Annotated in this window: 18 protein-coding genes and 1 other annotated feature; of the genes, 5 read left to right on the top strand and 13 right to left on the bottom strand. The window is 51.1% G+C overall.

All coding sequences use genetic code 11. The features are described 5' to 3' along the window. Nucleotides 1-228: 228 nt before the first annotated feature. Nucleotides 229-1,122 carry an SDR family oxidoreductase gene (locus DT73_RS10360; protein WP_036108031.1) on the top strand — a complete coding sequence of 298 codons (894 nt, stop codon included), beginning with the start codon at nucleotides 229-231 and terminating at the stop codon, nucleotides 1,120-1,122. A 79-nt stretch (nucleotides 1,123-1,201) separates the two neighbouring features. Here DT73_RS10360 and phoH read toward each other — a convergent pair whose 3' ends face one another. The 5 genes from phoH to putP all read right to left on the bottom strand — a co-directional run bounded on the left by phoH (nucleotide 1,202) and on the right by putP (nucleotide 7,634). Next, a complete protein-coding gene (phoH, locus tag DT73_RS10355; protein WP_036108027.1) occupies nucleotides 1,202-1,990 on the bottom strand; it encodes a phosphate starvation-inducible protein PhoH in 789 nt (262 codons plus the stop codon). A 564-nt stretch (nucleotides 1,991-2,554) separates the two neighbouring features. Further along, complete coding sequence (gene efeB / locus DT73_RS10350) at nucleotides 2,555-3,841, bottom strand: iron uptake transporter deferrochelatase/peroxidase subunit (protein WP_036108025.1); 1,287 nt, start codon at nucleotides 3,839-3,841, stop codon at nucleotides 2,555-2,557. Nucleotides 3,842-3,843: 2 nt separating this feature from the next. Next, nucleotides 3,844-4,965: an iron uptake system protein EfeO gene (gene efeO / locus DT73_RS10345; RefSeq protein ID WP_036108022.1), complete on the bottom strand. Its 1,122-nt coding sequence runs from the start codon at nucleotides 4,963-4,965 to the stop codon at nucleotides 3,844-3,846. A 40-nt stretch (nucleotides 4,966-5,005) separates the two neighbouring features. Then, nucleotides 5,006-5,839: an iron uptake transporter permease EfeU gene (efeU, locus tag DT73_RS10340; RefSeq protein ID WP_036108020.1), complete on the bottom strand. Its 834-nt coding sequence runs from the start codon at nucleotides 5,837-5,839 to the stop codon at nucleotides 5,006-5,008. Nucleotides 5,840-6,122: 283 nt separating this feature from the next. Beyond that, nucleotides 6,123-7,634 carry a sodium/proline symporter PutP gene (gene putP / locus DT73_RS10335; RefSeq protein ID WP_051691339.1) on the bottom strand — a complete coding sequence of 504 codons (1,512 nt, stop codon included), beginning with the start codon at nucleotides 7,632-7,634 and terminating at the stop codon, nucleotides 6,123-6,125. Nucleotides 7,635-8,052: 418 nt separating this feature from the next. On the opposite strand from putP, the gene putA reads away from it, so the two are divergent. After that, nucleotides 8,053-12,015 carry a trifunctional transcriptional regulator/proline dehydrogenase/L-glutamate gamma-semialdehyde dehydrogenase gene (gene putA, locus DT73_RS10330; protein ID WP_036108017.1) on the top strand — a complete coding sequence of 1,321 codons (3,963 nt, stop codon included), beginning with the start codon at nucleotides 8,053-8,055 and terminating at the stop codon, nucleotides 12,013-12,015. A 156-nt stretch (nucleotides 12,016-12,171) separates the two neighbouring features. Here putA and DT73_RS10325 read toward each other — a convergent pair whose 3' ends face one another. From DT73_RS10325 to dacD, 6 genes are all read right to left on the bottom strand, one after another. After that, nucleotides 12,172-12,504, bottom strand: coding sequence for a DUF496 family protein (locus DT73_RS10325; RefSeq protein ID WP_036108014.1), 333 nt, complete (start codon nucleotides 12,502-12,504; stop codon nucleotides 12,172-12,174). Between the two features lie 176 nt (nucleotides 12,505-12,680). Next, nucleotides 12,681-13,739: an FUSC family protein gene (locus DT73_RS10320; RefSeq protein ID WP_036108011.1), complete on the bottom strand. Its 1,059-nt coding sequence runs from the start codon at nucleotides 13,737-13,739 to the stop codon at nucleotides 12,681-12,683. Nucleotides 13,740-13,968: 229 nt separating this feature from the next. After that, nucleotides 13,969-14,445, bottom strand: coding sequence for a DNA gyrase inhibitor SbmC (gene sbmC / locus DT73_RS10315; protein ID WP_036108009.1), 477 nt, complete (start codon nucleotides 14,443-14,445; stop codon nucleotides 13,969-13,971). Between the two features lie 143 nt (nucleotides 14,446-14,588). Further along, on the bottom strand, nucleotides 14,589-15,068 hold the full coding sequence (locus DT73_RS10310; protein WP_036108005.1) for a hypothetical protein: 480 nt from the start codon (nucleotides 15,066-15,068) through the stop codon (nucleotides 14,589-14,591). Then, a complete protein-coding gene (locus DT73_RS25120) occupies nucleotides 15,065-15,745 on the bottom strand; it encodes a winged helix-turn-helix domain-containing protein (protein ID WP_051691338.1) in 681 nt (226 codons plus the stop codon). Before DT73_RS25120 ends, DT73_RS10310 begins: the two co-directional genes overlap by 4 nt. A gap of 634 nt (nucleotides 15,746-16,379) precedes the next feature. Further along, on the bottom strand, nucleotides 16,380-17,567 hold the full coding sequence (dacD, locus tag DT73_RS10295) for a serine-type D-Ala-D-Ala carboxypeptidase DacD (protein ID WP_369792606.1): 1,188 nt from the start codon (nucleotides 17,565-17,567) through the stop codon (nucleotides 16,380-16,382). Between the two features lie 250 nt (nucleotides 17,568-17,817). Between dacD and sbcB the strand changes: the two genes are divergently transcribed. Next, on the top strand, nucleotides 17,818-19,242 hold the full coding sequence (sbcB, locus tag DT73_RS10290; RefSeq protein ID WP_036107996.1) for an exodeoxyribonuclease I: 1,425 nt from the start codon (nucleotides 17,818-17,820) through the stop codon (nucleotides 19,240-19,242). Nucleotides 19,243-19,330: 88 nt separating this feature from the next. Here the strand turns inward: sbcB and DT73_RS10285 are convergent, their stop codons facing one another. Beyond that, a complete protein-coding gene (locus DT73_RS10285; protein ID WP_036107993.1) occupies nucleotides 19,331-20,680 on the bottom strand; it encodes an APC family permease in 1,350 nt (449 codons plus the stop codon). A 362-nt stretch (nucleotides 20,681-21,042) separates the two neighbouring features. Beyond that, nucleotides 21,043-21,867 carry an SDR family oxidoreductase gene (locus DT73_RS10280; protein ID WP_036107990.1) on the bottom strand — a complete coding sequence of 275 codons (825 nt, stop codon included), beginning with the start codon at nucleotides 21,865-21,867 and terminating at the stop codon, nucleotides 21,043-21,045. Nucleotides 21,868-22,218: 351 nt separating this feature from the next. Here DT73_RS10280 and hisL point away from each other — a divergent pair, with 351 nt between their 5' ends. Together hisL and hisG are read left to right on the top strand one after the other, a co-directional pair. After that, nucleotides 22,219-22,269 carry a his operon leader peptide gene (hisL, locus tag DT73_RS26165; RefSeq protein ID WP_110025554.1) on the top strand — a complete coding sequence of 17 codons (51 nt, stop codon included), beginning with the start codon at nucleotides 22,219-22,221 and terminating at the stop codon, nucleotides 22,267-22,269. After that, nucleotides 22,245-22,369, top strand: a sequence feature (His leader region). Its footprint overlaps the gene before it by 25 nt. Nucleotides 22,370-22,414: 45 nt before the next feature. Beyond that, nucleotides 22,415-23,314 carry an ATP phosphoribosyltransferase gene (gene hisG / locus DT73_RS10275; RefSeq protein ID WP_036107987.1) on the top strand — a complete coding sequence of 300 codons (900 nt, stop codon included), beginning with the start codon at nucleotides 22,415-22,417 and terminating at the stop codon, nucleotides 23,312-23,314. Nucleotides 23,315-23,318: the final 4 nt, after the last annotated feature.

Genomic DNA, 23,318 nt, shown 5'->3' with positions numbered 1-23,318 from the left:
CAGGTGCCGGGGCAAGATACTGGGAATAGTTCTTTGCCGCAAGCCCTTTGCCCGGTAAATATCGGGCCGGTTGCCTAAATGGAATTCAGTACGTAAAACCACTGCAATATCTAATGAGATATTTTTCTGTCACTTAACCTGTTAGTCCTTATACCCTGATAACCTCACGGCTGTTCGCACCTGCCATTTCACGCCACACTCAGTGTCCTGACATAAAGGAGACTGACTATGCGTGTATTCCTTACCGGTGCCACGGGGTTTATTGGTTCCCATATTGTTACTGAACTACTGGCTGCGGGCCACCAGGTAACTGGACTTGCCCGCTCAGACAGTGGCGAGCAGGTTTTGCGCGCCAAAGGGGTGGATGTGGTGCGGGGAAATTTAGAAGACCCGGCCAGCCTGTTACCCGGTGTCGCCCGGGCAGATGCAGTGATTCACACCGCGTTTGACCATGATTTCACCCATTTTGCCGCCAATTGTGAGAAAGACCGGCGGGTAATTGAAGCACTGGGAAGCGCGCTCAGGGGCACCCATCGCCCGCTGCTAATTACTTCTGGCGTGGGCCTGGGTGATGCAGGAGATGGCCTGCCCGCAACGGAAGCTGTGCAGAATTTCAGCCACCCAAACCCGCGCATTATTTCTGAACAAGCCGGTAACCAGTTACTGGAACAGGGTATCGATGTGCGGGTGATGCGCCTGCCCCAGGTACATGACACCCGCAAACAGGGCCTGCTGACAGCGTATATTCAATTAGCGCTGGAAAAAGGCACGGTGGCGTATACCGGCGATGGCACTAACCGTTTTTCAGCCTGCCATGTGACAGATGCTGCGCGGTTATACCGCCTGGTACTGGAGCATGGGGAAGCAGGTAAACGCTACCATGCGGTTGCTGAGGAAGGTGTGGCGATGCATGCGCTGGCGGCAGCTATTGCCACCCGCCTGGCGTTACCGCTGACTTCGCTGGCACCTGAGCAGGCACAAGCCCATTTTGGCTGGTTCGCGATGTTTGTTGGTATGAACCTGACGGCAAGCGCCAGCTGGACGCAACAACAATCAGGCTGGTTACCTGAAGGACCTGGGTTACTGGCAGATTTGCAGCACCTGGAGCTTAGCGGCGCTTAATGGCGCAGCGCAGAGTATAAAAAACCTCTCCCCTGAGGGAGAGGTTTTACCAGGCTTACGAGCGCGGTGTTATTCCGGGTTAGTCATAAGCCTGCAGTGTGCGTTGGCACAACTCAGAACGCACACAGTCATCTTTACCAAACCGCACAACGCCAATCATATCGTCGTTAGCAAAGCGCGCCAGCGCATCACTTAACCCGGAAGCTACGCCACGGGGTAAATCGCACTGGGTGACATCCCCGTTAACGATAACCGTGACATTTTCCCCCAGGCGGGTCAGGAACATTTTCATCTGCGCTGCTGTAACATTCTGCGCTTCATCAAGGATGACGAACGCATTTTCAAACGTCCGCCCGCGCATATAGGCGAAGGGCGCAATCTCCACCTTACCAATCTCTGGCCGCAAACAATACTGCATGAATGAGGCCCCCAGACGCCGGACGAGGACATCGTAAACCGGCCTGAAATAGGGTGCGAACTTCTCTGATATATCCCCTGGTAAGAAGCCGAGGTCTTCATCGGCCTGCAATACCGGGCGGGTGACAATTATCCTGTCCACTTCTTTGTGAACCAGGGCCTCTGCAGCTTTAGCGGCACTAATCCAGGTTTTTCCGCAACCGGCTTCACCGGTGGCAAAAATCAGCTGTTTGTTGTCGATAGCATGCAGGTACTGCGCCTGAGCGTCGTTACGCGCAACAATTGGCGAACTGTCCCGGCTGTCCCGCGCCATGCCAATTGCTTCAACACCACTCATTTGCACAAGCGAGGTGACCGATTCTTCTTCACGTTGCTTATGGCTGCGTGAATCCCGTCTGAGCACACGTTTGGCTTCACGACGAGCTTTGATCACTGCTTTTTGTCTTCCCATGGATGGCACCTTCTGTTGGTTTCAATTCCCGTATCTGGCGCACAGACACGATTTTAACTAACGTTGAGGTTTGTTGTTGGCTTCCTTGTAAGCCATAGATTGCCTGAAGAGCAGGTACTGCTGTGCGATGGGTTGCACAAGGCAGACCGGTGAAAACAGGTTCAGAGTTGAAAATCAGGGAGTATTCAGGGGTGACGGCTTTTACGGGGTCGGAAGCCCCGGGCCTGTGAAGAAGGCTGTGTTTTCTACAACTTAGTCCATAACAGGACGCTACAACCATTCGCGATCTCCGGCGTAAAAACGCACTTCGTTGAGTTACGCTATGCTCTAAGTACACCAAAAACTATTACAAATGCAACATTTATTTTACGTTGTACTTATTGCATCACATCCAATCACTGTGAATGTTATTGCACAGAAATATTACCGTTTTATAACAGTAAAAAACTCATAGTAAATTCTGATGACCTAATGGCAAAAAACGGCGGGCAGTAAGGCATTAATAAGTGCGGGAAAATACTGACGCTCCCCCGGTCCGGCAGGGAGCGTCACATCACGGACTGGTCAGGCTTCAAGCAGTTGCTGTGCCAGGTAGTGCTGTGCATCTGCCACACCTGGCAGGGCAAAAAAGTAACCGCCGCCAATCGGGCGAATATACTCTTCCAGCGGCTCACCATTCAGGCGTTTTTGTACCCCGATAAACCCTTTTTCCAGATCATGCTGGTAGCAGACAAACAGCAGGCCCATATCCAGTTGCCCGGAACCGGTGATCCCCTGGGAATAGCTGTACCCCCGGCGCATCATCAGGCTGTCCTGGGTTTCAGCTGTACGCGGGTTGGCAAGGCGCATATGCGCATCCAGCGGGATAACCTTGCCATCCGGGTCGCTGGCGTAATCCGGCACATCATGCTCATGCTTCATCCCCAGCGGCGCACCGGTGATTTTATCCCGGCCAAAGATATTCTCCTGTTCACGCAGCGGGGTTCTGTCCCAGAACTCAACATGAAACTGAATGATGCGCACGGCCTGGTAGCTGCCGCCATGGGTCCAGGCCGGTTCCTGCTGGCCGGGTGTCACCCAAATCACTTCATTCATCAGCGGCTGGTTCTTGCTGTCCGGGTTACCAGTACCATCTTTAAAGCCCAGTAAGTTAACCGGCGTCACCTTCCCTTTGCTCAGTGCGGCATGCTCGCCAATAAAGCCGTCACGCCGCCAGCGGACACTTAGCAAATCAGGCGTGTGCTTGATAATGTCACGCACGGCATGCACCACGGTATCTACTGAGTTGGCGCAAATCTGCAGCAGCAGGTCGCCATGGCATAAAGACGCATCCAGGGAGTCATTGGGGAAACGAGTCATAACCTGCAGCTTGTCAGGCTTCTGTGCCGCCAGGCCAAAGCGTTCATCAAACAACGCGCTGCCAACTGAAACGGTAATGGTCAGGTTATCCGGCCAGATATGCTCCCCTAAAATACCGGAATCCAGCGGTGGCATTTGCGGGTTTGGCGTGGCTGGTGCTAACCCGCCATGGGTCAGAAAAGCAATTCGTTTGGTCAGCAGCTTAAACAGGCGCACCAGGTCGTCTTTGTTTGCCGCCAGCACGTCAAAAGCCACCAGCATGATGGAAGACTGTTGTGGCGTCAGAATACCGGCCTGGTGTTCACCATAAAAATCCACCGCCTGTTTACGGGCATCTTCATCATCAAAGGTTTTTTCTGCACGTTGCGCAGCCGGTGCCGCGTGAGCCACCGGGCAACCGCCCATCGCCAGCGCGCCACCCAGCATCCCCAGCCCTTTCAATAAGCGCCGACGCCCGGGTTCGGCGCCAGCGGCTAAATGTTTATCAGCCATGATTAATCCAGCCCAAGCACGCCACGCAGCAGTGCAAGGTCTTCCGCCAGGGCGGTAATCGGGCCTTTCAGGGCTTTGCGGTCGGCATCAGTCAGTTTTTCATAACTTTCAAAGCCATCTTTGGTGCGGTATTTCGCCAGAATGGTATCCACACGTTTAAAGTTATCGTCCACTTTTGCCAGCAGTTCCGGGTTGGCTTTGCTCAGTTGTGGGCGCAGCAGGTCGACAATTTTCTGGGAGCCATCTACGTTGGCCTGGAAATCCCACAAATCGGTGCGGCTGTAACGGTCTTCTTCACCACTGATTTTGCTGGAGGCCACTTCTTCAATCAGGTCTGCCGCACCACCGACAACTTTGCCTGGCGGGAATGCCAGTTCGGAAATGCGGGTTTGCAGATCCAGCACGTCTTTATACAACTGGTCTGCGTACGGAGTCATACCTTTGGTGGAATGGTCGCCAAACAGCGCTTTTTCCAGGCGGTGGAAGCCACTGAATTTCGGGTCTTCCGCTTTTTTCTCATAATCATCTTCACGGGCGTCAATGCTGCCATCCAGGTCAGAGAACAATTCAGCAATCGGCTCAATACGTTCATAATGCTGGCGGGTTGGCGCATACAGTGCCTGCGCTTTCTCGATATCACCGGCTTTTACTGCATCGGTAAAGGCTTTAGTGCCAGTAACCAGCGCAGCAGTTTCAGACGTCACCCAGGCTTTGTACTGAGTAATAGCATTGCCCAGCGCCAGGATATTGTCTTTCGCGACGGGTTCTGCTGTGCCGTTCGCCCGCACAATCAGCTTACCTTTCGGGTTGGTCAGCAAGCCACAGGTCATTTCATATTCGCCGGGCTGCAGGTTGGCCGTCATTTTCTGGCTGAAGCCCGGAGCAATGTTTTCCCGCTCTTCGACTACCATCACTCCTTTCAGAATTTCCCACTCCAGCGCTTTCTGGCTGTGGTTCTGAATAAGAAATTGCGTTTTACCCGCATCTACAGTGATGCTCATTGGCTCACACTGTTTGTCATTAACGGTCACCTTAACCTGGGGAATATCTGCCGCCAGGGAAGTTGCGGAATAAAACAGCGCGGCTAAAGAAAGTGTCAGAGTGCTGTGTCGAAAATGTTTCATCAAACCCATCCCTATCAAAGTCAGAGTGCAAACAAGAAAATTAACGAGTGCTCCGGGCAGGCTGTACTGCCGGGCGCGCAGGGAGAAAATAGAAAAACAGTGCGGGTATCAGGTAGAGGAAGTACACCGCCACCTCACTCACGCTGGGTGTTTCCTGGTAACCAAGCATGCCTTCCAGCAAAGTGCCAAATAGTGAGTGCGTGGAGAGCACGCCGCTCATATCAAATGCGATGTCCTGGAAGTAGTTCCAAATGCCCGCCTCGTGGAAAGCGCGAATAGCGCCTGCAGCCAGCCCGGCAGCAACCAGTAAAATAAACAGGCTGGTCCATTTAAAGAACGCAGCCAGGTTCAGGCGAACACCGCCCCAGTAAATCATAAAGCCCAGTATCACCGCGGTTGCCAGACCAAGCATGGCGCCTAAAGGCGGCCATATTCCCAGGTCCTGCTGGAATGCAGCTAACAGGAAAAACACCGATTCCAGCCCTTCGCGAGCCACAGCGAAAAACACCATCAGTATTAGTGCCCAGCTCTGGCCATTGTGCTTTTTCAGCGCCACTTCAACGGCCTGCTCAAGCTGAACTTTTACGTTACGGGCAACTTTGCGCATCCAGAACACCATCCAGGTGAGGATGATCACCGCAATAACCGCAACAATTGCTTCGAACAGCTCCTGTTGTTTCTGCGGAAATTCACCGGTGGTTTCGTTAATAACGATACCCAGCCCCAGGCACAACCCGGCCGCCAGCAGTACCCCTACCCACATAACACCTATCAAATTTCCGCGTTGGGTACGCTTCAGATAACTGGCAATCAGGCTCACGATCAAGGCGGCTTCCAGCCCTTCACGCAACATGATCAAAAAGGGGACAAACATGAATCACTCCCGGTGTGAAGAAACGAATCTTTGCAGTAAAGAAAAGTAAATGGCACTGATAGTGATTATCATTAGTCTTAATCGAAAAACAAGAGCGAATGTTAATTAAAATCGACTGAAACCAGAAAAATTTTGTCATTTGACAACAAACTGCCGTGGCTACGTAGCCAGCTACAACTAAAGTGCTATAAGAGACAGGCAAACCAGGGAACTGAGCCAGAAAAAAACAGGCCCGGCAAAATGCTGCCGGGCCTGTTTTCAGGTGCTAAAACTGCAGAGTGAATTAGCTGTCCGTTTGCAGAGAAACAGGTGCATCACCTTTGTAATGCGCATCTGCTTCAGCAAAACGTTTTGCCATGGCGCTGGACGGTGCTTTACCCAGCAGGCTGAACACCACAATCCCAATACTTGCAAAGATGAAGCCGGGAATAATTTCGTACAGATCAAGCCAGGCGTTCTGTTTCCACACCACAACGGTAATGGCACCAATAATCATCCCGGCCAGTGCGCCGTTACGTGTCATACGGTTCCACATAACAGAGAACAGAACGACCGGGCCAAATGCCGCGCCGAAACCAGCCCAGGCATAGCTCACCAGCCCAAGCACACGGTTTTCCGGGTTCGCCGCCAGAGCAATAGCCACCAGCGCCACCACCAGCACCATCAGGCGCCCGACCCACACCAGCTCACGCTGTGAAGCCCCTTTGCGCAGGAATGCTTTATACAGGTCTTCGGTAATCGCACTGGAGCACACCAGTAACTGGCAACTTAATGTCGACATCACCGCAGCCAGAATGGCTGAGAGCAGCACCCCGGCAACCCAGGGGTTGAACAATATTTGCGTCAATGCAATGAAGATGCGCTCACCATTCTGGTTAACGTCCCCTGCCTGAGCTGGGTTGTTCTGGAAGTAAGCAATACCGAAGAAGCCAACTGCAACCGCACCTGCCAGGCACAAGATCATCCATGCCATACCAATGCGACGTGCTTTAACAATGGTGTGATGCGAATCGGCGGCCATAAAACGCGCCAGGATATGTGGCTGGCCGAAATAACCAAGCCCCCAGCCCATCAGGGAAATAATGGCAACAAAGTTGAGCCCTTTAAGCATGTTGACGTTTTCTATGCTCTTCTGGCGAATCACTTCCAGTGAATCACCCAGTCCACCAACAGAGGCCACCACAATCACCGGCGTGATTATCAAAGCAAAAATCATCAAAGAGGCCTGAACGGTGTCAGTCCAGCTTACTGCCAGGAAGCCCCCAATCAGGGTGTAGAGAATGGTTGCTGCAGCCCCCGCCCACAAGGCGGTTTCATAGCTCATCCCGAAAGTGCTTTCGAACAAACGCGCGCCGGCGACAATACCAGAGGCACAATAGATGGTGAAAAACAGCAGGATAACCAGTGCAGAGATAATGCGCAGAGCGCGGCTGTTATCTTCAAAGCGTGCCGTGAAATAATCTGGCAAAGTCAGCGCGTTATTATTGTGCTCGGTATGGACACGTAAGCGCCCCGCCACCAGTTTCCAGTTAACCCAGGCACCAATAACCAGGCCAATGGCAATCCAGCTTTCTGAAATCCCGGACAGGAAAATCGCCCCCGGCAGCCCCATCAGTAACCAGCCACTCATATCTGAAGCGCCTGCAGACAACGCAGTAACCAGGCTTCCCAGACTACGGCCGCCCAGAATGTAATCGTCGAAGTTTTTCGTCGAACGCCAGGCAATAAACCCTATCAACAGCATCGCGCCAATGTAGATAAGGAAAGTCACCACCATTGGTGTACTCATAGACATTAAAGTTCTCCTGATTATTATGCCGGGTTACACCCCGGATGGTTGCGCCGGAACGTGGTCGCAACCCTTGTTATCACTCTGCAACATTGTTAACGCAGCAGCCATTGTTGTGTTCACAATTGATTTAACACGGTGATTACAATTATTTCACCCCTGCCCAGGTGATTTTTTGCCACCTGGTTGCACTCGCTCACACTTTCACGAGTTGCACCTTACAAAACTGCCACACAAACCACATAAAACAGACTTCACAGTGATCTTAAGCAATAAACATACCTGTTTTTTAGTTTTAACAAATCAGCATTTCTTAAGCTTGCAACCGAAATCACATTTAACAAGGTTGCACAAAGTTGCAACATAGAGGATATTGCCTGATAACTAACAATAACCGAACAATGCAAACACAGGAGTTGAGGGTATGGGAACCACCACTATGGGGGTGAAGCTGGACGAAGCAACCCGCGAACGCATCAAGACCGCTGCGTCACGTATTGATCGCACACCTCACTGGCTCATTAAGCAGGCAATTTTTAATTACCTTGAACGGCTGGAGAACAACGATGAGTTGCCTGAACTGCCGGCTTTACTGGCGGGTGCTGCGAACGAAAGCGAAGAACCGTCCGCAAGTGGTGATGACCAGCATCAACCCTTCCTCGAATTTGCCGAGCAAATATTACCACAATCTGTGACGCGAGCCGCAATTACTGCTGCATGGCGGCGTCCGGAAACCGATGCCGTACCAATGATTTTGGAACAGGCACGGTTATCAGGTGAAATTTCCGGCCAGGTACATAGGCTTGCCTGGCAGCTTGCAGACAAACTTCGGAACCAAAAGAGTGCAAGCGGACGCGCCGGAATGGTGCAAGGCCTGCTCCAGGAGTTCTCACTTTCATCACAGGAAGGCGTGGCATTAATGTGCCTTGCTGAAGCGTTATTACGTATTCCGGACAAAGCCACTCGTGATGCGCTGATCCGCGATAAAATCAGCAATGGTAACTGGCATTCTCACCTGGGCCGCAGCCCGTCTCTGTTTGTTAATGCTGCCACCTGGGGGTTACTGTTCACTGGCCGCCTGGTTGCCACCCATAACGAAGCGAATCTTTCCCACTCCCTTAACCGCATTATCAGTAAAAGTGGTGAGCCGCTGGTGCGTAAAGGTGTGGACATGGCGATGCGCCTGATGGGCGAACAGTTTGTTACTGGCGAAACCATTGCTGAAGCACTGGCCAATGCCCGGAAACTGGAAGAGAAAGGGTTCCGTTATTCCTACGACATGCTGGGTGAAGCTGCACTGACCGAAGCCGATGCGCAGGCCTATATGGTTTCCTACCAGCAGGCGATTCACGCAATTGGTAAAGCTTCCAATGGCCGCGGTATTTATGAAGGCCCGGGGATTTCAATCAAACTGTCTGCCCTGCATCCGCGTTACAGCCGTGCGCAGTATGACCGGATGATGGAGGAACTCTACCCGCGCCTGAAGTCCCTCACCCTGCTGGCACGCCAGTATGACATCGGCATTAATATTGATGCCGAAGAAGCAGACCGTCTGGAAATATCACTCGATTTGCTGGAAAAACTCTGTTTTGAACCGGAACTGGCTGGCTGGAACGGCATTGGCTTCGTTATTCAGGCCTACCAGAAACGCTGCCCGTTTGTTATTGACTACCTGATTGACCTGGCAACCCGCAGCCGTCGCCGCCTGATGATCCGCCTGGTGAAAGGGGCTTACTGGGACAGCGAAATTAAACGTGCACAGCTCGACGGGCTGGAAGGTTACCCGGTTTATACCCGCAAAGTGTACACCGACGTTTCTTACCTGGCCTGCGCCCGCAAACTACTCTCGGTGCCGAACCTGATTTACCCGCAGTTCGCCACCCACAATGCCCATACGCTTTCGGCCATTTATCACCTGGCCGGGCAGAACTACTACCCCGGGCAATATGAGTTCCAGTGCCTGCACGGTATGGGTGAGCCACTGTATGACCAGGTGGTGGGCAAAATTGCCGAAGGCAAACTTTACCGCCCATGCCGTATTTATGCACCCGTTGGCACCCATGAAACACTGCTGGCCTACCTGGTACGCCGCCTGCTGGAAAACGGGGCCAATACCTCCTTTGTCAACCGCATTGCCGACACCGCACTGCCAATTGATGAACTGGTAGCCGACCCGGTAGAAGCCGTTGAGAAACTGGCACATCAGGAAGGGTTACCCGGCTTACCTCACCCTAAAATTCCATTGCCGCGAGACCTCTACGGTAAAAACCGCCATAACTCGAACGGGCTGGATCTGGCAAACGAACACCGTCTGGCATCCCTCTCTTCTGCCCTGCTGAGCACCGCCGGTGAAAAATGGCGCGCGCTGCCAATACTGGAAGGTGATGTAACAGAAGGCGAACTCCAGCCGGTAATTAACCCGGCAGAGCCTGCCGATACCGTGGGTTATGTTCGTGAGGCCAGCACAGAAGAAGTAGAGTTGGCACTGAATAACGCCGTCAATAATGCGCCTATCTGGTTTGCCACCCCGCCTGCTGAGCGTGCTGCCATTCTTGAGCGTGCCGCAGTGCTGATGGAAGACCAGCTACAGCCTCTGCTGGGGGTTCTGGTACGCGAAGCCGGTAAAACATTCGCCAACGCAATTGCTGAAGTGCGTGAAGCCGTGGACTTCCTGCGCTATTACGCAGACCAGGTGAAGCATGATTTCGATAATGAAACCCACCGCCCGCTAGGCCCGGTGGTGTGTATCAGCCCGTGGAACTTCCCGCTGGCCATTTTTACCGGGCAAATTGCTGCCGCACTGGCGGCCGGTAACAGTGTTCTGGCGAAACCTGCTGAACAGACACCGTTGATTGCCGCCCAGGCCATTCAAATTCTGTTGCAGGCAGGTGTGCCTGCCGGCGTGGTGCAGTTGTTGCCAGGCAGTGGTGAACGTGTTGGCGCACAGCTTACGGCAGATAACCGCGTACGCGCTGTCATGTTTACGGGCTCAACCGAAGTCGCCAGCCTGTTGCAACGCAACATTGCCACCCGGCTCGACCCACAGGGCCGCCCAACACCACTGATAGCCGAAACCGGTGGCCTGAATGCCATGATTGTTGACTCATCGGCCCTGACTGAACAAGTCGTGATGGATGTGGTTGCTTCCGCTTTTGACAGTGCAGGCCAGCGCTGTTCAGCGCTGCGCGTGTTGTGTGTGCAGGAAGATGTTGCTGAACACACACTGACCATGCTCAAAGGCGCCATGGCTGAATGCCGGATGGGTAACCCGGGCCGCCTGACTACCGATATTGGGCCGGTGATTGATGCCGAGGCCAAAGCCAATATTGAACAGCATATTCAGGCAATGCGCAGTAAAGGCCATACCGTGTTCCAGGCCGTGCGTAGCAACAGCGATGATGCCCGTGAATGGCAAAGTGGCGCATTTGTTCCGCCGACTCTGATTGAACTCAACAGTTTTGATGAACTGCAACGTGAGATCTTCGGGCCGGTTCTGCACGTGGTGCGCTATAACCGTAACAGCCTTAGCAGCCTGGTTGAGCAAATTAATGCTGCCGGTTATGGCCTGACACTCGGGGTGCATACCCGTATTGACGAAACTATTGCTCAGGTAACGGGCTCTGCCCATGTCGGGAACATGTATGTTAACCGCAATATGGTAGGGGCTGTGGTTGGTGTTCAGCCGTTTGGTGGTGAAGGGTTGTCCGGCACCGGCCCCAAAGCAGGTGGCCCATTGTATCTGTACCGGTTGCTGTCTCACCGCCCGGAAACAGCCGTACTGGCAACCCTTTCGCGTGATGACACACAACTGGCCACCGAAGCAGGCACCAAACAAGCTGTCCAGGCGGCACATACTGCACTCACTGAGTGGGCTGCAGGCAAGCCTGAACTGGCGGCACTCTGTGCGCAATTTGGTGAACAGGCTCAGAGTGGTACCCGCCGCCTGTTGCCCGGACCGACTGGTGAGCGCAATGCATACTTACTGTTGCCGCGGGATACTGTGTTGTGTATGGCAGATAATGAACAGGATGCACTGGTGCAACTGGCAGCAGTTACCAGTGTGGGTTGCCAGGTGTTGTGGCCGGATGATGTATTGCACCAGCAACTGGTCAAACAGTTGCCCAAAGAAGTTGCAGCGCACATCACCTTTACAGGTACAGATACGCTGGCAGATGCGCAGTATGATGCGGTAATTTTCCACGGTGACTCGGACCAACTGCGTGACCTCTGTGTCACCGTTGCCAACCGTGCCGGGGCGATTGTTTCGGTACAGGGTTTTGCCCGCGGGGAAACCAACATTCTGCTGGAACGCCTGTATGTAGAACGCTCATTGAGTGTCAACACTGCGGCGGCCGGTGGTAATGCCAGTCTGATGACGATTGGCTAAACAGCGGGTTACCCGTGAACCCTGAGCGGCATAGTGCTGCCGCCAGGGTTCAAAAATAGCCAGCTCGCGTATCACGTATAATAAGAAAACGCCCTCAAGTTCTGAGGGCGTTTTTATTTATCTGTTGTACGTAAGCCTGGCTTACGGCTCTCAGACTCAGGCTTTAGGTTCAGCTTCTTTCAGCTCACCCATCACTTTGAGTTTTTTAGAGATATCACGGCGTTCTTTCGAAATTTCCGCATTTTTGATGATGTAGTCATCAACACGGTCTTCATAGTCGCTTTTCATGCTGGCGATAATGCCCTGAATAGCTTCAACACTCATACCTGGTTTGATGTAATCGCTCAGGTTATCAAGCAACAAAACACGTTTTTGGTTGTCGCGGATTTTCTTCTCAACGTCCTGGATTTCACGTTGCAGTTTGTTTTTACGACGATTCAGACGCACAAACTCCAGCACATCCTGGAATGAAGGTTTGGTATTTTCCATTTTCACACCCCTAATAATTAAGTCTCGGATTCGTTCAGAACGACCGCCTTGCCTTTAAAATACTGACTGAGGCCGTCGATGACAATGCTTTTACGGGTTCACCCTCTTTCAGCCATCATAACCGTAAATAGTGCTGAATCGAAACAAGCTACCACTATTTTGCGACTGGTTGCGGGTTATTTGCGCAATGCTTTACAGATTAATTGCGACAGCAACTCCAGTTGGCGCGCCAGTTCCAGGTTAAGCCAGACATAGCCATGAATGGATGTTTCCTGTAGTGCGCCGGGTGGTTGTTGCTGCATCAGCTCACGCAGTTCAGCAATGATTTCCGTAAGACGTTCACTGTTGGCTTTGACCGGCAAAGGGTTGCCCTCATATAACGCCTGTGAAATTGAAGTAAGCGTGGTATGGGTCAGCGCCTGGGCATCGCGCAGCTTGCGTGAATTAATCATTAAAAAGTGGCTTTCCCGGGAGGCCCAGTGCGCATTTGTTTGTAACTCCAGCGTGCAGATCATATTGCGGCTGATAGTCTGAATCGCTTCGAAAATACTTTTCTGTATATGGGTTTCTTTGCTGGCGGGGGTTATCAGTGCGCGGAACTTCACAACATTATTCAGCATCCGGTTAAGGTGGCGTTCAAGCCGGGGGCGCTCAACCAGGTTTGGCGAAACACTGGTCTGATACAGATTACTGAAGGTATGAATGTATTCAGCCATTTGTATACGCCAGTGAATAAATGCCCGCTGCGGGTACAAGCTGGTGAACAGCATAGCCAGCAGTGAACCAAAGATGACATCGCCACTGCGCCACAGCGCCGTTGCCATATCACCCGGTGGTGCCCCTACCACAACCGAAAGCGTAATGCCGATTAGCAGTGCCTGGTATGGCCGTTTACCCAGAGCAAGATAACCACAGATAAACATCGCCATACCACACCACAGAAACATCAGCGGTAGTGAATACAGCTCCAGCTTCAGGGCAACCAGGCCGAGTGTGGCACCAAAAATAGTACCGCCAATACGTTGAAAAGCGCGTGGTACCACATTTCCCCAAAAAGAGATTGGCCCCATAACGACAACCAGCGTAATCAGAGGCCAGGTGCCTTCGGGAATATTCAGCATTCGTACCAGAATAAAAGCCAGCACAAAAGCGACAGCAATACGAATGCCGTGCACCAGCCGGTAATGGCGGTAGATACGAATCTCAAATGGTGTTAATGACTTGTCGGGACGCACACCCGCTCTCCAGAATACAAAAAGCGCAATTGTACTCTCTTTTTCTCAATGCTCATCCCCATTGTTACAAACAGCAGCATATTTTTTGCAACCGAAATTGACCGGGCGAAGGGGTTTTGTAGTTAAAAAAAGGCAGGTTTATGAAAAAACAGACTTCAGGGGCATCGCTGGTGAAGTTTTTCACCCGGCAACAGTGCAATAGCTGTTACCGGGTGTTGAACACCCAACGTTATACGGGTTCTGATTTACTCGTCACCGGGACATACATATCAATCATCCAGGTTCCTGTTTGAGAGCCATCGCTCTGGTAAACTTCATAGCAGGGTTTGGCATCCATTTGGTAATGGTTGTCCTGCAAGAGTTGCGTAAAAAACGCCCGCCATGGTGTTTCGAAGTCGTTATTCTCGACCTGTACAGAAGCCACGGCATAAGTTCCCCCTGCCAGCGCGGTACAAATTACCCCTTCACTTGCTGGTGGAACAACAAAATCAGCATTCACCCGAATAAAAGTTGAACAACGCAGTTTTTCTGGCGGAACCACATCGGGGTTATCGTAATAAGCGGCAACCCACTCTTCCGGGTCCAGTTGCTGGGTACGCACCCATAACATGAGCTGATCAAACCCTTGCTTTACCGTAACATCCCAGGGGCCAACCAGATGAAAGCCGGCAACATGGCGCACAGGCACATCACGAATCTGGTACATGCTATTCTCCTGTTAAACCCGACACACTTGCCACTGAGTTAAGCAAATGCTGAGCAAAACACCACCGTTCAGGGTGAAAACCATGAAGGGCATCGCTTTTCATTACAGGTGCGGCTGGCTTGCGCAGGCCTGTAAGATTCTGGCTATTGATGGTTACCCATATAGTTTTTTTTATTGTCAAACAGGCTATCCCAGCTATCAATATAGCCATCCACCTTTGCCTTAAGTACTTCATGGTGCGGCGATGTCTGGAAAATAACTATTTCGTTCCCGCTTACCGCACGCCAACTGTAGTTAAAAACAGTAAAACCACGTTGTTGCTGATTATAAGTATTCAGACTGCTTTGTTTATCGCCTGTATTTAGTTGATGGCGTGTATGTACCAGGTAAATAATTTGGTTCATAAAACTCAGTTGCCGTGCACTTACCACCCAACGGCTACCTGTCTGGGTATCCGTCTCTACCATATGTAATACACCCCAGCGGCACACCCCTTCATAGTGAGCACTCCCCGCATTAAGGGTCATTTCATAGTTGCAGCCCATACCATTAAAATAAGGCACAGCAAACATTATGCAGGCGACTCCCATCATGGATAATGCAGCAACTGTTCTTTTCTTCATTTCGTTTTCTCTTGAATATTCACAGTCACTGAGCTTTCACCAGAAATAAATATTACCTGATTATTGCCTGGCAAAGGTTTTGCCCCGGTATGTGTTTGCTTATCGGAAACAGAACAGATGTAGCCTTCCCCGGCCTGCTGGCAAGATACCGGTATCCACACGGAATAAAAAAAGTAAACCGTCAACAACAGCAATAATGCACATCCGGCGACAAATATATTATTAGCGATATTATTAGCAGCCAAATATTTTACCCATTTCGCCACCCCAAAAGTGACAGGCACTGGTAGCGGGTTATCTTGTGGTGCCATTTCAGCAGGTGAAGTTTGTGTTTCTGGTATTAATTCTTCACGAAGTTCACTATCAATTTCAATCAGATACCCTTTACGGGGAATGTTTTTTATTTCCAGCCCATGTTCACCTGAATCAAGATATTTTCTAAGTGTTGCAATTGCGACAGGTAATGACTGAGCACTTACCGGGCGCCCTTGCCACGCAATAGTTGTCAGGTTGTCCTTATCACATAATTGGCCGCAATGAGCCAGTAACTGGTCAAGGATTGCTGCTTCAGCCGCAGACAGGCGCTGACGATATTCGGTATGCGCATGTTTTCTTAACAACAGTTGTAAATGTGGTGCAAAAATAAAGTCACCAAAGTGCCACTTGATATGCTGCATTTCCTTTAGCCAGCAAGCCATTCTTCATCGCGGAATTATAGCATATATTCTAAAAGAAATTAATTAATTGAAAAATAAGCACTTATAAGTTTTTTAATAATTTTTAATAAATATACCGAACCGTTACTATCACTTAAGATTAAAGCCATCCCATTCACTGACGATCAATTTTTCTTGTTGATACATGAAGTGGTAATGATTCGCAATTACGCATAATCTTGAGTGCTGAACAATGGCTATTGTAGTAATGACAAACAATGACACACTGAAATCCGGTATTGATTCAATCATTTCCGGCCTTCCCATACAAAATAAACATTCCACCAGAAACTATTATATTGTTGACAGCCATTCACTTACGTTTAATGCAAACACTATTTCACTGAATGACTACGTTATATTATTTTATGAAAACCAGTCTGACCTGAACGTGTTACACTACTTGTATGAATCCTGTCAGATATTTTTTATTTCACTCAAGCAAAGAGTAAGTGAAATAAAAAATATCATTAAACAAATACTGTCAGCCGAGGGAAAACCCAGTATTGATAATTCCCCTCAGTCAATATGCAAAAATTGAAGAGAAGGCACAACCAGCAGGTATATACCGGCCTGCTGGCTGAACCCAGCCGGGTTACAGTTTCAGGTGAACCCAGTCGCTCAGGCGCGAGAACATGCCGCCTTTTTCTACTGAATCAAGCGCCACCAGCGGCCACTGATCCAGCACTTTATCTTTATCGTACAAAGTTATCTGGCCAATTGCCGAACCTGCCTGTAATGGCGCTTCGAGAGTTGGCTGAGTAACACTGTATTTCGCCTTGATGTTCTGCAGTTCATCTTTGGGTAACACCATCCAGTGATCCTGGTCCGTGCCTACCTGTACCGATGATTTATCCCCGTACCAGACACGTTCATCACCCACTTTCTGGCCCTTGTGCATTACTTCCACTGTCTGGAAGTTTTGCTGTCCCCAGGTGAGCAGTTTGCGGGCCTGGTCTTCGCGCCCTTTGGCGCTGTCAGCCCCCATAACTACCGCAATCAGGCGCTGGTTGCCATTAACACTGGAGGCAATCAGGTTAAAACCCGCACCCGAAGTGTGCCCGGTTTTCAGCCCATCGACATTCAGGGATTTATCCCACAGCAGGCCGTTACGGTTATTCTGAGTGATACCGTTCCAGCTCAGTGTTTTCACACTGTACATCTGGTAGAACGAGGGTTCGCCATGAATAATGGCTCGTGAGAGCACCGCCAGGTCATAGGCTGAACTGTGCTGCCCGGGTGCGTCCAGGCCATGGACGGTTTCAAAATGTGTGTCTGTCAGGTGTAATTTCTGAACATACTGGTTCATCAGCGACACAAACTGAGGCTGGCCGCCTGCCACATAATCGGCAAGTGCCACACATGCGTCGTTACCCGAATCAACAATCAACCCGAGGCTTAACTGGTGAACCGACAGGCGGTCGCCAGGCTTGAGGAACATCAGCGAAGAACCATCAAACACCGGGTTGCCTTTCGCCCAGGCATCTTTGCCCACGGTGACCATGTCATCAGCAGTGATGCGCTTACTGTCGATAGCCCGGTCAACGACATAGCCCGTCATCAGTTTGGTCAGGCTGGCCGGATCACGTTGTTGATGCTCGTTGTGCGCAGTCAGCACCTGGCCTGTGGTGTAATCCATTAACACCCATGAAGCCGCCTGAATAGCGGGCGGCGCTGGCGGACCAGAGAAAAAATCTGGTACCTGGGCCGTTGCCGCGCATGCTGTGCCGACGGACGTAGCCAGTAAAGTGGCAATAGTTAAAAAACGGAGCTTCAACGCAATTTCCTCATTCAACGTCAATTATTTCTCTCGCCGCTCTTTTTACGGAAACTGACGTGTCGTTTCCTGTTGAAATTGCAAGAAAATGTGACAGAAGCCGGTTGCAGTTCGTCTTGTTATGTTCCATGCAGTTGAAAAGCCCCGGCTCTCAGCACAAAAAACAGGCTGTCTGCCGGATAGCGGTGGTCATCACGGCGTTAACTCGCCATAATTCATGGTTAACTGTATTGACCGAAGATGGACACTACCTGCAATGACTGACGCCGCTCAACCAACCTTCCTGTTCCATGATTACGAAACCTTCGGCACGCACCCGGCGCTGGACAAGCCAGCGCAGTTCGCAGCAATACGCACAGACAGCGATTTCAACCCCATTGGTGAACCGGAAGTGTTCTTCTGCCAGCCGGCTGATGACTACCTGCCTCAACCCGGAGCAGTAATGGTTACCGGAATTACACCACAGCAGGCGCGGGAACAGGGTGAAAATGAGGCACTGTTTGCCCGGCGTATTCACGACATTTTCACCGTGCCAAAAACCTGTATCGTGGGCTACAACAACGTCCGTTTTGATGACGAAGTCACCCGCAATATTTTCTACCGTAACTTCTATGACCCATATGCATGGAGCTGGCAAAACGGCAATTCACGCTGGGATTTGCTGGATGTTATGCGCGCCTGCTATGCCCTACGCCCGGAAGGCATTAACTGGCCAGAAAATGAGGACGGGCTGCCCAGTTTCCGTCTGGAGCACCTGACTGCCGCCAATGGCATTGAACACAGTAATGCGCACGATGCCATGGCCGATGTCTGGGCAACCATCGCCATGGCGCAACTGGTGAAAAAACATCAGCCACGGTTGTTTGATTACCTGTGGCAGTACCGCAGCAAACAAAAGCTGATGACGCTGATTGATATTCCCAAAATGTCACCCCTGGTACATGTTTCTGGCATGTTCGGTGCCAGCCGTGGCAATACCAGTTGGGTTGCGCCACTGGCATGGCACCCGGACAACCGTAATGCAGTGGTTATGGTGGACCTGGCTGCGGATATTTCGCCGTTACTGGAGCTGGATGCAGATACCCTGCGTGAGCGGTTATATACCCCGAAAGCAGAACTGGGCGCTAACCTGCCCGTGCCGGTTAAACTGGTACACCTGAATAAATGCCCGGTTTTGGCGCAGGCGCGGACATTACGCCCGGAAGATGCGCAACGGCTGAATATTGACCGGGAGCTGTGTCTGGCAAACCTGCGCCTGCTTCAGGCCAACCCGGACGTGCGGGAGAAAGTGGTGGCACTGTTTGCCGGTGCAGAGCCTTTTACCCCACCAGAAAATGTCGATGCCCAACTCTACAACGGCTTTTTCAGCGATGCAGACCGCAATGGTATGAAGATTATTCAGGAAACCGAGCCGAAAAATTTACCGGCGCTGGATATTACTTTTGGCGACCCAAGAATTGAAAAACTGTTGTTTAACTACCGCGCGCGCAACTTCCCCGGCACCCTGGATGAAGCCGAACAACAGCGCTGGCTGGCACATCGCCGCGAGGTGTTCTCTCCAGAAAACCTGGAGCACTATGCCAGTGAGCTGGCGCAACTCTGGCAACAGTACGAAGGCCAGGCAGACAAACAGCAACTGCTGAAAGCACTCTACCAATATGTGCAGGAACTGGTGAACTGATAGCTCAGGCAGGGTAAGCCATAAACAATAACGGCCCCAGTGCAGCAACACTGGGGCCGTTTATTATTGCAGGTGAGCCAGGTTAATCTCAGGCAATATCTTCGTATTGGGGCACTGGATTACGGAAAACACGGGTCACGCAGGCCAGGTAAATCAGACCGGCAGCCGCCCAAATCAGGCCGAGGATCATGGAGCTTTCTTCCAGATTTACCCACAACGCCCCAACAGTAAGAGCACCCAGTACTGGCAGAAGCAGGTACTGGAAGTGGTCTTTCAGTGTCTTGTTACGTTTTTCACGGATCCAGAACTGTGAAATCACCGACAGGTTAACAAAGGTAAACGCCACCAGCGCACCAAAGTTAATCAATGCAGTTGCTGTTTCCAGGTCAAATTTAATCGCTAAAAGTGCAATGGCGCCCACTAACAGAACGTTCATTGCCGGTGTGCGCCATACCGGGTGCAAGTAACCGAAGAAACGCGACGGGAATGCGCCATCACGCCCCATCACGTACATCAGGCGGGAAACACCGGCATGCGCCGCCATCCCAGATGCCAGCACGGTAACAGTAGAGAATACCACCACACCAAACTGGAAGCCTTTACCGGCAACCGCCAGCATGATGTCTGGCTGGGTCGCTTCTTCTGCAATACGCGGGAACCACAGTTGCAGGAAGTAAGACACCACGATAAACACCACACCACCAATCAGTGCAGTCAGGAAAATCGCTTTCGGAATGACGCGGTCAGCATCTTTGGTTTCTTCAGACAGTGAACTGATACCGTCGAAGCCCAGGAAAGAGAAACACAGAATTGTCGCACCAGTAATCATCGGCGCTACGTGTGCATTGCTGTTCCAGAACGGCTGGCTGCTGGTTAGTGTAGCTGCGCCCTGGCCGTGGAATACACCATAAATTAATACCCCGGTGATTACAGCCATCAGCGACAGCTGAAGCGCAACAATCACGGTATTAAAGTTAGCCACTGCCTTGATGCTGCGCAGGTTGGAGATAGTCATGAAACCTACCAACAGCACAACGAAAATCCAGGAAGGAATACTGGGCACCAGCGCTTCAAAATAGATCTTCGCCAGCAGGATGTTGATCATCGGCATAAACAGATAATCCAGCAGTGAAGACCAGCCCACCATAAACCCAACAACCGGGCTGATAGACTTTTGCGCATAAGTATAGGCGCTGCCCGCAGACGGGAAGCGGCGCACCAGTTTGCCGTAGCTCAGCGCGGTAAACAGAATAGCAATTAATGCAAAGGCATAAGCCGTAGCGACGTGACCATCGGTTTTCGCCGATACGATACCAAACGTATCAAACAGGGTCATAGGCTGCATATACGCCAGACCCATCATAATTACAGGGATCAGGGTAAGCGTTTTACGCAAGCCCACACGAGGGGTTGCACCTGGAGTGACGTTATGCGACATGAGCGTTACCTCTTACGGCGTGAGCCATCGCAAAAGCAATAAATTGCCCCATATTGGTATCCTTGAGCGACACGACGGTCGAAATCTGAAAGTGACTATCTATCCGGAACGAAGCCCGGCCTCTTATTTAAACGAAGTGTTTTTTATGCAAAAAAATAACCGACGTGAAATAAACGTCGGCTAATCATCATTTTTACAGGGCGCGTATTCTGCACATTGCGGAGTGTAAAATCAAGCTGACAAAGCACTGACAATAGGTGAAAACGCACTTTCGGTTCAGGGGGGTGTTTAGCGGGCAACTGGCCCGCTGGCTATATTACCGTAACACCATGTTAATAAATGATTTTAAATGCCACATAAAATTACTCTACTGGCATAACAAACGGGTCCGCCCAAATGTATTCGAACCCCAGTTCATTACAGATTCGGTTACCATCCACTTTCTTGCCGCCAGGTTGCCCTGGTTCATCAGTAAATAGTGGCCCAACCACACCCAGCTTTTCAGCCATCATGGGGTAATACTCGCGTTTGGTGGGGTGTGAAGGTGCGCACAGGTTATAGACATGCCCACCTTTTGGGGCTCGCAGCAGCAGGCTGATTGCTGCCACTACATCTTCCAGATGCACCAGATTTACCACATTATTGCCACCTGATACCGTTTTCCCGGCCAGGAAACGCCCCGGGTGGCGTTGTGGCCCCACCAGGCCTGCCAGGCGTAAAATATCTACCGACGTTCCGGGCAAATTATGCAACCAGCGTTCAAGCTCCTGTAACGCCCTGCCACTTGCCGTAGATGGATTTAACGGTGTGGTTTCTTTAACGATGCCGTCAACATCACCATATACCGAGGTTGAGCTGGTAAACAAAATACGGGGTACATGGCGTGCCAGGGCACTGTCTACCAGTTCCTGAACTGCAGTAAGGTAGAAGTTATCCCCCGGCCCTGTTCGCCGGGCGGGTAACGTAATAACCAGCGCATCGACATCCAGCAGTTCATCCAGCGCATCGTTATCGCAGGTTAATCCAGGCTCAAGTTGGAGCTGGCAGCAACTGACACCACACATGCGCGCCGCTTCCACGCCATCCTGTGACGTTTTACTGCCCTTCACTTCCCACCCTTGCGCCATAAGGGACAATGCCAAAGGCATTCCCAGCCAGCCCAGACCGACAATGGCGACCTTTTTCATACCTGCTCTCCTTAACGGTGTTCACATCTTGGGTATTAATCAGGGTTTTCCTGGTACGCTATCAGCTTATTGTGCAGTGTTAGCGCTGTGCCAGTGACCCGGCGCATATTACTTAATCCCTTACCAGCTTAATCCTGGCATTATGGATTAAACCTGCCCGGATTGCCCTGATAGCGTAATCCAGCCCTGATAACATAATCATAGTACTACGCTACGCCTGTCGCGGGTTACCAACAATGTCAGGATGAAAATGAAAGTTCTTAATCTTGTAAAAAAAGGGCTTGCGTTCGGCCCTTAACCTGGTTTACGGTAAGTACCACTTAATGAATAGTCATTCATACAGAGAATTTTATGAAAAGCGTTCAATTTAAACACCACCATCATCACCATCATCCTGACTAGTCTTTCAGGCGATGTGTGCTGGAAGACATTCAGATCTTCCAGTGGTGCATGAACGCAATGAAAAGCCCCCGGAAGGTCACACTTCCGGGGGCTTTTTTATTACGTTTTTCGGGCAGAGTTAAACAGGTTAAGAGGTAACAACATAATGTTAGATAATTCACGTTTACGCATAGCTATTCAAAAATCAGGCCGTTTAAGTGATGATTCACGCGAACTGCTCGCCCGTTGCGGCATTAAGGTGAACCTGCACACACAGCGCTTGATCGCACTGGCTGAGAATATGCCTATCGATATTCTGCGTGTACGCGATGACGATATCCCGGGCCTGATTATGGATGGCGTTGTTGACCTGGGGATTATTGGTGAAAATGTGCTGGAAGAAGAATTGCTGACTCGCCGGGCACAAGGTGAAGACCCGCGTTACTTCACACTGCGCCGCCTCGATTTCGGCGGTTGCCGCCTATCCCTGGCTCTGCCGGTTGATGAAACCTGGGATGGCCCGGCTGCCCTGAATAACAAACGTATCGCCACGTCTTACCCGCACCTGCTCAAACGTTATCTCGACCAAAAAAATGTTCAGTTCAAATCCTGCTTATTGAATGGTTCCGTTGAGGTTGCTCCCCGTGCCGGCCTTGCCGATGCCATTTGTGACCTGGTATCTACCGGGGCAACGCTTGAAGCAAACGGCCTGCGTGAAGTGGAAGTGATTTACCGCTCCAAAGCCTGCCTGATTCAGCGTGATGGCGAAATGGATAGCGCCAAACAACAGTTAATTGACCGCCTGATGACCCGTATTCAGGGTGTGATTCAGGCCCGTGAATCCAAATACATCATGATGCACGCGCCAAGCGACCGCCTGGAAGAAGTGATTGCCCTGCTGCCAGGTGCTGAGCGCCCCACCATTCTGCCGCTGGCTGGCGACAAACAGCGTGTTGCCATGCACATGGTCAGCAGCGAAACCCTGTTCTGGGAAACCATGGAAAAACTGAAAGTGCTGGGTGCCAGCTCCATTCTTGTCCTGCCCATTGAAAAAATGATGGAGTAATGAC

It is taken from the genome of Mangrovibacter sp. MFB070 (assembly GCF_000705335.1).
Taxonomy (GTDB): Bacteria; Pseudomonadota; Gammaproteobacteria; order Enterobacterales; family Enterobacteriaceae; genus Mangrovibacter; species Mangrovibacter plantisponsor.
Note: the sequence above shows the minus strand (reverse complement) of the source record. Positions and strands in the feature narration are given on the sequence as shown.